At 33.6% G+C, this 14,827-nt stretch carries 8 protein-coding genes; 6 read left to right on the forward strand and 2 right to left on the reverse strand.

Annotated features, from left to right (window positions below; translation table 11 throughout):
- Nucleotides 1-7: 7 nt before the first annotated feature.
- Together CN601_RS01975 and CN601_RS01980 are read right to left on the reverse strand one after the other, a co-directional pair.
- Nucleotides 8-232: a hypothetical protein gene (locus tag CN601_RS01975; RefSeq protein WP_098169850.1), complete on the reverse strand. Its 225-nt coding sequence runs from the start codon at nucleotides 230-232 to the stop codon at nucleotides 8-10.
- 915 nt (nucleotides 233-1,147) lie between these two features.
- Nucleotides 1,148-2,038, reverse strand: coding sequence for a LysR family transcriptional regulator (locus tag CN601_RS01980; RefSeq protein WP_098169851.1), 891 nt, complete (start codon nucleotides 2,036-2,038; stop codon nucleotides 1,148-1,150).
- 627 nt (nucleotides 2,039-2,665) lie between these two features.
- On the opposite strand from CN601_RS01980, the gene CN601_RS01985 reads away from it, so the two are divergent.
- The 6 genes from CN601_RS01985 (at nucleotide 2,666) to CN601_RS02010 (ending at nucleotide 14,720) form a co-directional block, all read left to right on the forward strand.
- On the forward strand, nucleotides 2,666-3,904 hold the full coding sequence (locus CN601_RS01985; RefSeq protein WP_098169852.1) for a helix-turn-helix domain-containing protein: 1,239 nt from the start codon (nucleotides 2,666-2,668) through the stop codon (nucleotides 3,902-3,904).
- Between the two features lie 196 nt (nucleotides 3,905-4,100).
- A complete protein-coding gene (locus CN601_RS01990; RefSeq protein WP_098169853.1) occupies nucleotides 4,101-4,388 on the forward strand; it encodes a dockerin type I domain-containing protein in 288 nt (95 codons plus the stop codon).
- Between the two features lie 524 nt (nucleotides 4,389-4,912).
- On the forward strand, nucleotides 4,913-9,100 hold the full coding sequence (locus tag CN601_RS01995) for a S8 family serine peptidase (RefSeq protein WP_179865400.1): 4,188 nt from the start codon (nucleotides 4,913-4,915) through the stop codon (nucleotides 9,098-9,100).
- 196 nt (nucleotides 9,101-9,296) lie between these two features.
- On the forward strand, nucleotides 9,297-13,475 hold the full coding sequence (locus CN601_RS02000; RefSeq protein WP_179865401.1) for a S8 family serine peptidase: 4,179 nt from the start codon (nucleotides 9,297-9,299) through the stop codon (nucleotides 13,473-13,475).
- A 190-nt stretch (nucleotides 13,476-13,665) separates the two neighbouring features.
- Complete coding sequence (locus CN601_RS02005) at nucleotides 13,666-14,184, forward strand: cysteine hydrolase family protein (RefSeq protein ID WP_098169856.1); 519 nt, start codon at nucleotides 13,666-13,668, stop codon at nucleotides 14,182-14,184.
- 62 nt (nucleotides 14,185-14,246) lie between these two features.
- Nucleotides 14,247-14,720, forward strand: a complete 474-nt coding sequence (locus tag CN601_RS02010) for an SRPBCC family protein (protein WP_098169857.1) — start codon at nucleotides 14,247-14,249, stop codon at nucleotides 14,718-14,720.
- The last annotated feature ends 107 nt before the right edge of the window (nucleotides 14,721-14,827 follow it).

The following is a 14,827-nucleotide window of genomic DNA, read 5'->3' on the forward strand; positions in this document are numbered from 1 at the left end:
TGATGTATTAGTAAAGTGGCTGTTGGCTATGACAAGGTGGAAATCCATTTATATCTTGAATTATATGGAAATCGTATTGTTTTAGAGAAAACTGTGATTGATACATATATTCAATAATTAGCAGTTTTGAACCAGAAACTCCACATAATACGCCAGATGTACCTTGCCCACTTGTTAAAGAAACTCCAACGGGTTGACCGATTAAATATCTAATTTTTTGAGTCCATTGCATTCTAATCACTTCCTTTCAAATAAGTATATTAGATTGGAAAAGTAATGGTGCTTGTGTACTTTAGTAATATTAAAGCTAGAAATTACAATGGAATAAATAAATGAGGATTGATAGTTTTAATAGAGTTTTAAATTTTATCAACTATTAAGATGATAAAATGATTAATTCGAAGGAGTACTGAGTAAATTTTATTATGATATTACCTAATTATAGTAATTTGTTTTTGAGAAAGTGGTTAAGAAGAATTAAATGGATATACATCAATAAAGTCATCTAGTGAATTTACAAAAAACGGTTTTTAAAGGATCCAGCGGGAAATTTTCTATTATAGATGGGATTAGTAAAGTATGGGTAGGAGGTTTAAACTAGGCTTTAAATAATTTAATGTGATTATGCTTCTCGTATTTATAAAAAATGGCATGAAGATAATATAGATATATTCAATGAATTAAGAGGCTCTTAATATAGAGAGCCTTTTTTTGTTTTATATAATCTAAGTTTCGAAATGAAAAATATTATTTGAAAAATGAATAATTTATAGTTTTTTTCAAAATTCAAATCAAATCAACCATACATATAATGAATATATCGAAAGCAAAGAGGATGAATAAGATTTTGATAGGGGGGATAAATCGTTACGATCCTTGTCCTTTAGATTAGTAACAAACTAATCTAATTGGCAATAAGTCAACAGACTAACATTTTAGTAAGAAAACTTTATGAAACAATCATTAGAAGCCAAAAATGCACGAAAAGAATCGTTTGAAAATAAACCTTATTGAATTGGAGCTAAGGGAGTTCAGGCTTATGAAAGTAGCTTGAGTACTTCTAAAATTATTTGAGAAGTATTTAGTTTAAAAGACCAAATCGCTCAATAATTTGGTCTTTATCTATTATTGTACATATAAAAAATTTTCAATTCGTTATACTAGCCTGAATATATTTTATGAATGTTATTGAAGCTTTAGTAAGTGGTTTGTTTTTAAGATAAACTGTCCAAAGTTCGTCACTAATATAAGCAGGGGATATTAATGGAATTGACTTAATTTTTCCAGTTAAAGTATCAGGATGATTTTTTAATGTTATATTACGACCAATAGTAACACCTAAATCATTTTTTACAGCATCCCTAATGCTATCGGTATTATTCGAAATGAATTGTACATTCATATTGTTAACGATCTTACGGGAATGTTCTACAAATGCATGACTATTATAAAGGATAAACTTTTCATCAGTTAAATCGTCGGGGGAAATCTCGTCTAAATGAAATAATGGAGATTGTTCACCAACGAGAACGCAAAATTTTGTAGTTGTTAAATGTTCGTATAGCAAATCTCTGTTTTCTTTTATTGTATCTTCATTTGAAAATAAGAAAGCAATATCGGGTTGAAGAATTGAAAGGGTATTTAGGATCTGACCAGGATCACATTCATAAACTTGAACATCAACCATTGGGAACTCTTTTTTGAAATTAATGATTGCTTCATTAACCAAATAAACTAATCCAGGAACAGTTGCTATTTTTAGCTGAGTCTGAAAAGCATTCTTTTGAATTGCAATTTTTTCTTCTAAAATTTCAAATTCATATAAAACGTTTTGTGCTTGTTTAATGACTTCTTTTCCAGCTTCGGTAGGTACTGTTTTCATCTTTAAACGGATGAATAGTTTCAAATCTAATTTCTTTTCTAATTCCTTAAGAGCCTGACTTACAGCCGAAGCAGATATGTGTAAGTTTCTAGCAGCTTTAGAAATTGATTCCTCTTTCGATATTTCAACAATATATTTTAAATGTTCGATATTCATTTTGTACCTCCTTTATGTAGTATCGAAATATGAATTGATTATACTGTTTGTTTTTTAATATATTAAATTATTAGTCATTATTTTAAAACTGGAAATTTAAACCAATTTAATGAAATAATATTTCATGATTATTATTTTGATATATTTTTTATAGGTATTTAATTAAGTAATCCTTAATAGGTAGTAAACAAAAACGCGTTTTACAGGATCTTTATATGTATCTAAAATATAGTGTATATAACATAAACAAAGAACGGTTTTTATTTTCTGAAATTTTAGAATTGAATCGATTAGTTTAATATTGTACATCCATTTTGAATTAGATTTGCTTTTGATTTATATTCTATAATAATTTTTTCAACTTTATAAATTATATAAAAAGATGTAGTGAAACACCAATTTCGTTAACCCATATACTTTAGTTTAATTAATAATTTGGGAACTTAACAAGGTAAGTTAGTCACTACTAAATCATGACCTCGTATAGTTAACAGCATCTTAGTCTTCAATATATTTCATTCCAGTAAACAATAATTAGATGCTGTAAGCCATAGATGAAGTGGTTTATGGCATTTTTACTATTCGTATAGAGAGATTAAAAATTCTTAATATTAGGTGGGGTGCAACATGAATGATTTTCTACTTTATGAATTTAACAAGCTGATGAAGAAAAATAACTGGAATCTTAAACAGCTAGCAAGAAAAGCAGATATCCATTATAGCGATATGAGTAGAATATTTAATAATAAAAAAGCACTATCTTTACATTATTTAGATGCAATAACAGAAGCATTTCAGCTACCAAAAGGATCGTTTTATAAAGGATATGTGAAACTTTGTTTCAATGAGAGAAATCTGTTAGATAAAAGAAGAAGTGACGCTTTTATTTATGAATGCGCAAAAGATGGATTTGAATCTGAGTTATCTTTTATTTTATCAGTTATGATTGAAGAAAAATCAAAAGCAGTTCGCTCTAAATACTTCCAGAATTTATTCTATATTGCCGAGCAGCTTTTTATTGAAGGCAAACAGCAAGAAGCACTTCCCCTTTATGAACTAATTATTGAGCATATGCCGAATTCAGCAACTGAGGAAGTCGCAATCAGCTATTTTCGAAAGTTTTATATGACTCGTTTAACAAGTGAGGGAAGTTTAGTTTTAGTTCGTATTATCGAATATATTTCTTATATGCCGCCTAAGTTTCAAGAACTAACAATTTTATGGATAACGGCTACTTACTATATGTTAAAAGATTGGGATGAAGTTTTACATTATGCTAAACGTTTAGAAAAAATGGCCAAACTAAAAGATCATGTAGGACGAGCATTAATGTATCAAGCATTTGCTTTAACTAGATTAGGTAGCAAATTGGAAGAGGTTTTACATTTAATTGAGAAATATGAAAAAATTAATGCATATTATGCGGATATTGCTGTTGGAAATAGATTTGTAGCGCAATTAGATTTTGGTAATCTACATGTTGTTGATTCCTATTTTAGTTGGCTTCGTGACCGTGATGATTTTTATGTAGGAATTCCAAGAATCATAGAAAGTTATGTGAAATTAGGTAGATTAGACGATGCTGAAAGATTTATTGAAAAGTATGGTGAGCAAATCGGTGAAATGAGCAATTCAACGGATCTATTTAAACAGCATCTTTATTTAGACTATTGCTATGCACTCGGAGTGTTAAAGTGTGAAAAAAATAAAGTAAATGAAGGTTTAGACGAAATATTAAATGTGGCTTTAAAGGTAAAAAATACTGAGATTCATGAAAGATTTCAAAAATGCTTATTAGCAATATGGCATTATCGAGATTCTTTAAGTAAAGAACTTGAGGAAAAATATATTCAAATTCTAAGTTAACTAGGAATATAGAATTTTGTTATAATGCGTCGATTTATATCGATAAATATAAAAATATTGATATATTTTAGCAAAAACTCAATGTCGCAATAAAAATTTACCATTAACAGATGACACTTTTGAGTTAGAATTAAATATTCCAGGACATTTTACAGTCCACAAAAACTTTACAATTGGATTCCATGAAGATGGTAAAGTGACGAATCAACATCTTAACATGAAATTAAAGACAGCTATTGCAGGAGATGTAAATAAAGACGATGTGATCGATGTAAAGGATGCACTATATTTACAAACTTATTGGGGAACAAATAAACGTGAAGCTGATATTAATTTTGATGGCGTAGTAGATGAAAAAGACATGGCATTTGTAGAGAAAAACTACTTAATGCAAAATCCTACAATTAATTATGCACCAACACCTATGAAAAAATATAAAACTCAAACATTAGAAAGTGTTAAGGCTGCATTAGGTATAAAATAAACAGATAAATGAATGTAGTTGTTGTCTTTTGCTCCGGTATAATCCGGAGTCTTTTTTTTTGCTTTAGGGTAAATGTAGTGTTAGAGATTTTGATATTAAATGGGTTTCATAGATAGGACTTCAAGAAATATTAGATTATATATAATAATTGGATTTTTTACCAAATCCTAAATTACATCAACATTAATTACATTAAAATTTCATAATAACAAGGGAAAAAATGGCAGGGAAGTTATATTTTCTTGCACTAAACGACACGATTACTTTCTGGTTATGGCAAAGATTTATTTACTTTCTAGCATGTATAAAACGAGAGATATACAGCCACATGAAAAATAGCGCATTTGGAAAGAAGAAGTTCTGATTACAAGTAAAATGAAAAAATGATGATTAGTGTCGTATTTTGTCGTAATTTATCTACAAAAAAGTAGAAGTTGATGGTTTTTGTCAAAATGTCGAAACTGCAAACTATCCGTATAATCTAAATAGAAAGAAAATATAGATAAATGGGGGAGAAAGTCAGCATGAAGCGTTTGATCAAAAGTACAGCGGTTGTAGCTTTAGGTACTGGAGTATTATTCAATACATTTCCAGTTACACACCACAAGCCAATTGCGAAAGCCGCAACACAATCATCAATTGAAGAAATACTTTCAAAGCTTACACCTGAACAACGTCAAGCTTTAAAGCAATTAAAGGTTACTAACCAAGAAGGTTTACAATTACCTTCGTCAGTCGATTTACAAAGTTCTAAAAATCTTTCAGTTATTGTAGAGCTAAAAGATCAGCCAGCAAAGGTAGCTGTATTAGAAGAAGCTGCAAATGGCAACAGTTTATCGCTTAATGATGCAAAAGAACAAGCAGATGACGCGCAAACAACTTTTAAAAATGATTTAAAAACAATTTATAAAGATGATTTAAAACAAAATAAGAATCTTTATAAAATTAAACGTACTTACAAAAATACGTTAAATGGTGTAGCAATTGACTTACCAGCGAACAAAGTTAAGTCATTATTAGAATCAAAGGCTGTTAAAGCTGTTTGGCCAAATAATATCATACAAGTTGAGCCAGAAAAAACTACTGAGAGTACACAAGGTTCTGGGGACTCTACAAAGAAAATGGAAACTGAAGTTTTCCCTGGAGTAAGCAAATTACACGCGGAAGGTTTTACTGGAAAAGGTATTAAAGTTGGGGTTATTGATACGGGGATTGATTATAATCACCCAGACTTAACGGATGCATATAAAGGGTATCGTGCACAAGCTGGTGTCGATCCAAAAACAATTGATCCAAATTCTGTAAAAGGTTGGGACTTTGTTGACAATGATGCAGATCCAATGGAAACGACTTATGCTGATTGGCAAAAATCAGGTTTAGCAGAAAAAGATCCAAATACAGGTGAAGCTTATTATACAGAGCATGGTACACACGTATCTGGAATCATTGCTGGTCGCGGCAAAAATAATACGGATTATGCCGTAACTGGTGTGGCTCCAGAAGCTGATTTATATGTTTATCGTGTATTAGGAAGATTTGGTTCTGGTAGTACTGAGAGTGTTTTAGCTGGGATTGATAAATCAATCTCAGATGGGATGGATGTTATCAATTTATCACTAGGTAGCAGTACGAATGATCCAGAAAATGTTGAAAGTCTTGCATTAAATAACGCAGTATTATCTGGGGTAACAGCAGTTGTTGCAGCAGGTAATGCAGGCGACGGAATGTATACTTTAGGTGCACCTGGCGCAGCGGCATTACCGATTACAGTTGGTGCAAACGATACGAAGACAGTAATTGCAACTTCAAAAGGTACATTACATGGAACTTCTGACTTTGCTGCTGATTTAAAATTATTAGGTAAAGGCTTTAGCGATAATGTAGAAAGTTTATTAAAAGGCAAAAATTTACCAATCGTTTCAGTACCGGACATAGGTGCTGATGCTGATTATAAAAATATAGATGTAAATGGAAAAATTGCGATTGTAAACCGTGGTGTGACACCGCTTGCGGATAAAATTACAATTGCTCAAAAACACGGTGCAGTAGCGGTTATTATGGTTGATAATGTACCTGGCGAAGGCTTTATTCCATCTTACTTAGGTGGTAGCTATGGCTTCATCCCTACATTCTCAATGTCATACGAACAAGGGCAAGATTTAATTTCGAAAGTTAGTACAGGTTCAACATTCTCATTTGATGAAATGGGACAAGTAACGGATGAAGGCGGCAAATTAGCATCATTTAGTTCACGTGGACCAGCTCGTATCACATATGATATTAAGCCAGAAGTAACGGCACCAGGTGTTTCTGTATTCTCAACAGTACCTTCTTACATGCACGGTGCGGATCAAATTGGTAAATATGAATATGCTTACGATAATTTATCTGGTACATCAATGGCTACACCGAACGTAGCAGGTGTTGCAGCTTTATTATTACAAGCAAATCCAAATTTAACTCCGGCTCAGGTAAAAGAAACGTTAATGAACACTGCTGATCCTCTAAACGGAGATTATAGTGTATTTGAATCAGGAGCTGGACAAGTTGATCCTGATGAAGCGATTCATTCACAAACTCGAATTGAAGTAGTAGATGAAACAAAAGGCACAACAGATAAAAAAGGAAATCTTAAAACAGTTAAAAATTTAACTGGTGCACTTGCATTCGGAGTGTTCGCTCCAGCAGGAAAAAATATTAGCGACCAACGTACACTTAATATCTATAACAATAGTAATAAAGCAAAGACTTATGATGTAAAAGTTTCGTACCAAGCAGATCGTAGAGGATCATTAGATGCTGACGACAATGGCGTAATGGTAGTGACAGATAAGTCTATTAAAGTTGGTGCAAATTCGAAAAAGAAATCAACTGTTGCGATTACAGTACCAAAATCAGCAAAATTAGGTATTTATGAAGGCTTTGTAACGTATACAAATCATGATAATCCTGATGAAACATATCAAGTTCCATTTGCAATTAAAACAGTTGAAGAAGGAATGAATCCAATTTCCTTTACGCCACAAGCATTTACACATGTATTTGATATTGCATTCCCAGGTCAGTTAGTCTATACAAATGCGACTATGAGTATAAAATCACATATGCGCTCATTCGATGTAGTCCTTGAAGATGGAAAAACAGGCAAAGAATTAGGCTTTGTTGGTTCATTTGATGGTCTAGCAATGGATGAAAATACTGAGTATTCAGTTACTGATATATTTGATGGTACTTATAATAAGGCTACGGGTGATGATGAAAGACCATTTGAGTACGATCCTACTTTAGCGAAGCCAGGATACTATAAGGTAAAAATCATTGGTACGAATGATGCAGGGAAAACATTCTCTCAAGAAGCACCAGTTTATTTTGATAATGCAGCTCCTAAATTAACGGTGAATGGTCCAGAGGTTGTTGAATATAAGAATGGACAATCTAGCGTAACAATTACTGGTTCGGTTTATGATAAAGACACAGAAGAAATGCAAAAACTTGGTATGGACGTTAGTCAAGCAAGTACAAAAGTTTATTATCAAGATTATATAAATGGTGGTAGACCAGTAGCGGTACCTGTAAATGCTGACGGAACATTTACTGCGACAGTTCCAACAAATGCAACAAACCCGAGGGAACTAAATTTCTATGCGATTGACGCAGCAACAAATAAAACATTGAAAGAAGGCAATGATATCTTTGTTACTCCTGATGATCTAACATATGGTTATATGAAACCTGAAAAACGTACAGTAAAAATGGGTGAAACAGCTACTGCCACTTTAATGTTAAATAAAGCAAGTGATGTAAAACAAGTTGTTTATAAGTTTGAACATTATGGAAGTGTTGCACAAATGAAAGTTTCACCAAATTCAAGTGTAGCAGATAAAGTAAATATTTCAGTGACAGACAATGAAGTTCAGGCTGGAACAGATGTATATGATACAACGGTTACAGTTACAACAAAAGATGGAGTTACTCCATTATCTGGCGATTTAAATCTTGTAGATCTAGCATTTAAAATGAATAATGACTATTCTGCTCGTCCGGTAGCCTGGTTAGAGACATTAAATACAACTGTAACAAAAAGTGATAACACGACAAATACAGTGGCTAGTGGAAATCCGAATATTTTTTATCAGGATGCAAAAACTTCATTACTTCGTGGTGGTAATGGTGCAGAAGCATTCTTAGCTCCTGATGGTGGTCCAATCGGAGGACTTGATTATTCAGCATTAGGAATAAAAGTATCAGCAACAAGTTCAAACGGTACAGTGTACAATGGAGTAATCGGTTCAATTGGTTCAACTACGTACAGAATTCCCAACTTACCATTAACAGATGACAAGTTCGAGCTTAAATTAGATGTTCCTGGTCACTTTACAGTACACAAAGACTTTACAATTGGATTCCATGATGAAAATGGAAACGTAACTCCTCAAAATCTTTATTTAACATTAAATCCAGCTTACGCAGGTGATGTTAATAAAGATGATGTGATCGATATAAATGATGTACTTTACCTACAAACTTACTGGGGTACAAATAAACGTGCTGCAGATATTAACAATGACGGTGTAGTTGATGAAAAAGATTTAGCATATGTAGAGAAAAACTATTTAATGCAAAACCCTACAATTAACTATGCACCAACACCTAAAAAGAAATATAAAGGTGAAACTTTAGAAACTGTTAAGAATGAATTAGGTATTAAGTAATAGAATCATAGAGTTTTAGAGTTAAGGGCTCCGGTATTAAACCGGAGTCTTTTTATATTTTATAGAAGTGATAAAAACTATGATTTGTCTAAATATATTAGAAAATTGATTAAAAAAGTCAAAATCTAAATATTATAAATTTTCCTTATAATCAAATAAGTAACATAAGCTTATTTGAATGGAGGATAAAAGTATAATGAATCGTCTCATCAAAGGTACTGCAATTATGATCTTAAGCACTGGTGTACTTTGTAATACATTTCCAATTACACATAACCAATCAATTGCGAAGGCTGCGACACAATCTTCAATTGAAGAAGTACTATCTAAGCTTACACCAGAGCAACGTCAAGCTTTACACAAGTTAGAGGTTACTAGTCAAGATGGTCTACAATTACCATCTTCAGTAGACTTACAAAGTTCCAAAAATCTATCCGTCATCGTTGAATTGAAAGACAAGCCTGCAAAAGTAGCTGTATTAGAAGAAGCTGCCGATGGTAAAAGTTTATCCATAGACGATGCAAAAGAAAAAGCAGATGATGCTCAAGAAACGTTTAAAAATGATTTGCAAACAATTTTTAAAGATGATTTAAAGCAAAATAAGAATCTATATAAAATTAAACGTACATATAAAAATACCCTAAATGGAGTGGCGATTGACTTACCGGCAAATAAAGTTAAGTCACTATTAAACTCAAAGGTAGTTAAAGCTGTATGGCCAAATAGTGTGATCCAAGTTGAACCACCAAAAGTATCTGAAGCTAGTGGGGATTCAGTAAAGAAGATGGAAACTGAAGTATTCCCAGGTGTGAGTAAATTACACGCAGAAGGATTTACTGGAAAAGGAGTTAAAGTTGGAGTAATCGATACAGGAATTGATTATAACCACCCAGATCTAACAGATGCTTATAAAGGGTATCGAGCTCAACCAGGTGTTGATCCAAAAACAATTAGCCCAAGCTCAGTAAAAGGCTGGGATTTTGTTGATAATGATGCGGACCCAATGGAAACAACATATGATGACTGGAAAAAATCGGGTTTAGGAGAAAAGGATCCACTAGATGGTTCAACTTACTACACAGAACATGGAACGCACGTATCAGGAATTATTGCTGGTCGTGGTAAAAATAATACGGATTATGCAGTTACTGGTGTAGCACCGGGAGCAGATTTATATGTTTATCGTGTTTTAGGACCTTTTGGTTCGGGTAGTACAGCAAATGTATTAGGTGGGATTGATAAGTCAATTTCAGATGGAATGGATGTTATTAATCTATCACTTGGTGCTAGCATCAATAATCCAGAAAATATTGAAAGCCTCGCGGTAAATAATGCAGTTCTATCTGGTGTGACAGCGGTTGTATCAGCAGGTAATTCGGGTGATGGAATGTATTCTTTAGGTGCACCTGGTGCCGCTGCACTAGCGATTACAGTTGGTGCAAATGATACAAAGACTGTTATTGCAACATCAAAAGGTACATTACATGGCACATCTGATGTAAGTGCTGATTTAAAGCTATTAGGTAAAGGTTTTAATGATAATGTTGATAGTTTAAAAGATAAAAACTTACCAATCGTTTTAGTACCAAATTATGGCGCAGATGCCGATTATAAAAATATTGATGTAAGTGGAAAGATTGTACTCGTACAAAGAGGTGTTTATGCGCTTGTTGATAAGATTACGACTGCGCAAAAACATGGCGCCATAGCAGTTATTATGACTAATAATGTACCTGGTGAAGGATTTATTCCAACAAACTTAGGCGCAGGATATGGATTAGTTCCTACATTCTCATTATCGTATGAACAAGGGCAAGGTTTAATTTCGAAACTTGGTACAGGTACAGTGACATTTTCCTTTGATGAAATGGGACAAATAACAGATGAAGGAAGTAAATTAGCTTCTTTCAGTTCACGTGGGCCAGCTCGTATCACGTATGATATTAAACCTGAAGTAACTGCACCAGGGGTAGCGGTGTTCTCTACCATTCCTCCTTATATGCATGGGGCAGATCAAATTGGAAAATATGAGAATGCATACGATAGTTTATCTGGTACATCAATGGCTTCACCGAATGTAGCTGGTGTAGCGGCACTACTTTTACAAGCGAATCCAAATTTAACACCGTCACAAGTGAAAGAAACGTTAATGAACACTGGAGATTCACTAAATGGAGACTATAGTGTCTTTGAAACTGGTGCAGGGCAAGTTGATCCTTATAAAGCGATTCATTCTCAAACAAGAATTGAAGTAGTAGATGAAACAAAGGGAGCAGTAGATAAAAAAGGAAATCTTAAAACAGTGAAAGACTTAACAGGTGCACTTGCCTTTGGTGTATTCGCCCCGGCAGGAAAGAATATAAGTGACCAGCGTTCTCTTAATATCTATAACAATAGTAATAAAGCAAAAACTTATGATGTAAAAGTAACATATCAAGCGGATCGTCGAGGTTCATTAGATGCTGACGACAATGGCGTAATGGTTGTAACGGACAAGTCTATTAAAGTTGGCGCAAATTCGAAAAAGAAATCAACAGTTGCAATTACAGTACCAAAATCAGCGAAATTAGGAATTTATGAAGGATTTGTAACGTATACAAATCATGATAATCCAGATGAAACATACCATGTTCCTTTCGCAATTAAAACGGTGGAAGAAGGTATGAATCCAATTACAATGACACCTCAAGCTTTTACGCAAGTATTTGATTCATCTTTTGCAGGGCAACTAGTTTATACAAGTGCGGTTATGAGTCTTAAATCGCATATGCGTACTTTAGATGTAATACTTGAAGACGGGAAAACTGGTAAAGAATTGGGATATATTGGTACAGCTGATGGGTTAGGAATGGATGAAAACAGACCATATACACTACAAAATACTTTTGACGGTGTTTACTACAAAGCAACTGGTGATGATGAACATCCATTTGCCTACAATCCAGATTTAGCGAAACCAGGTTATTATAAGATCAAAATTATTGGTACAAATGACGCAGGTCGAACATTCTCACAAGAAGCACCAATTTATTTTGATAATATCGCACCAAAAATGACGATTAATAGCCCGGATATTCTTGAATATAAAAATGGTCAAACGAACGTAACAATAACAGGTTCAGTTTATGATAAAGACACAGAGGAAATGCAAAAGCTAGGTATGAACTATAATCAAGGAAGTACAAAAGTTTATTATCAAGATTATTTAGGTGGAAGAGGAGTAGAGGTGCCTGTAAATTCTGATGGTACTTTTACAGCGACGGTACCAACAAATGCATCAAGAGCGATGGAACTTGTATTCTATGCGGTTGATGCGGCAACAAATAAAACATTTAAAGAAAGTAGAGAAATTTTTGTCACACGAGATGATGTAACGTATGGCTATATGAATCCTGAAAAGCGTACGGCAAATCCAGGCGAAGCAGCACATACTACGCTAATGTTAAAGAAAGCAAAGGATGTCAACCAAGTGGTTTATACGTTTTATCACGAAGACACTGCAGCATCCATGAATGTTACACTAGACCCAAGCATTGCGAATAAAGTCGATATGACAGTTACAGATCAACCGGCAGTTCCGGGCGTTACCACTTATTTAGCGACAGTTACAATCAAAACCAAAGATGGAGTTGCTCCATTATCAGGCGATTTAAAACTTGCTGATGTAACGTTTAAATTGAGTACTGACTATACGATAGTGCCTATATTGTCACCGGCCCATTCTAGTGCTTCAGTAACAGATAGCAATAATACGACAACTAATGTTCCGAGTGGAAATCCATTTATCTATTTAGGAGCACCAACTAGTTCATTACTTCGTGGATTGAATAATGCAGAAGCATTCCTAAATCCAGCGGGTAATCCACTAGGAGGGACAACGTTTGATTATTCAAAAGCTGGAATTAAAATTAAAGCAACAAGTTCGAACGGCAATGTATATAAAGGAGAAATTCCTCCTAATTCGACAACGTTTAAAGTGCAAAATTTACCATTAACGGATGACCAATATGAACTTGAATTTAATGTCCCTGGACATTTTACAGTACACAAAGACTTTACAATCGGATTCCATGAAGATGGAAAGGTGATAAATGAAAACCTTTCATTATATGGAGTAAATCCAGCAATCGCAGGAGATGTTAACAAAGACGATGTGATTGACGTAAAGGACGCACTTTACTTACAAACTTACTGGGGAACAAATAAACGTGATGCGGATATTAACTTTGATGGTGTGGTTGATGAAAAAGATCTGGCATTTGTAGAGAAAAACTACTTAATGCAAAATCCTACAATTAACTATGCACCAGCACCAAAGAAGAAATATAAATCACAAACTTTGGAAACTGTTAAGAGTGCTTTAGGAATAAAATAGTAGTAACAGAATCGACTCCGGTATTTTATCGGGGTCTTTCTATGTTAATGCAGAGGATTATTTTTAAATGGATATTACTCATAGAGGGTTCATGAGTTACTTAAACCTTAATAGTTAAAATAAAAATGTATACTACATCCACAAGTGATAAAATGATTAATAAAATACTAATCTAGTTGAGGTGAAAATAATGAGTGCATGTGCAGATGTTTTAATCGTAATCGATTTGCAAAATGGAGTATGTTACAGTGGAGAAAACTTATTTGAATTAGAAGATTTACTCATTAAAGTAAATAAAAGAATTTCCTTATATAGGAAAATGAATAAACCAATTGTTTTTGTCCAACATTGTGATGAAGAACTAATTCCAGGTGAAGAACTTTGGGCAATTGACGCTAATCTTGATGTTCAAGAGCAAGATTTTTTTATTCAGAAAGTACATGCAAATTCATTTTACAAAACGAACTTAAAAAATCTTTTAGATCAATTAAAAGTACGCAGTATAGAATTTTGCGGTGCGCAAACTGAATACTGTATGGATTCTACAATTAAATTCGCTCATGGTTTAGGCTATGAAAACATGATGGTTCATAAAGCAACTTCTACATTAAATAATCAGTTTATGTCTGCAAAAGAGACGATCGATTTTTATGAAAATATATGGAATGAGAGATTTTTAAAGCTCTTAGAGGATGAGGTATCTAGCTAATTGAATAACTCTATACAATATGGGGCTAAGCTTAGTTTTATAGATAAATTGGAGGGATCAGCATGGACCAGAGCAATGAAACGAACAAATACACAACTCAAGTAGGTGAAAATGAGATTGTGATTACCCGAATATTTAATACCCCACGTGAGGTCGTATTTGATGCTTGGATGAAAGAGGAGCACTTGTCAAAGTGGTGGGGTCCTAATGGATTTACCTCAACTTTTCAAAAGTTTGATATGAAGCCAGGTGGGGTATGGGAGTTTATTATGCACGGGCCTGATGGAGTTGATTTTCCGAATACTAACATCATTGTCGAGATCCTTCCACTCGAGAAAATCGTATTAAAACATGATGTTTTTCCTCATTTTGTTGCGACAGCAATCTTTGAGAACGAAGGTGGTAAGACGAAACTGACTTATAGTTCGTTTTTTGAAGAAGAACCTTCCGTATTCGATAAGGTGAAAACATATGCTGTCCCAGGTGCAGAGCAGACAATGGATCGTCTTGAGGTGCATCTGACTAGTATGGCTTAATGCTTTAGGAGAACGATAGGTTCGTCAGCAGTAGGATCGTTGGATAATTGAACTAATAAAGTACAAACGACTTACATTAAAATTGAAGAAGGTATTTTACAATTTTT

Source organism: Bacillus sp. AFS017336 (assembly GCF_002555445.1).
Taxonomy (GTDB): Bacteria; Bacillota; Bacilli; order Bacillales; family Bacillaceae_G; genus Gottfriedia.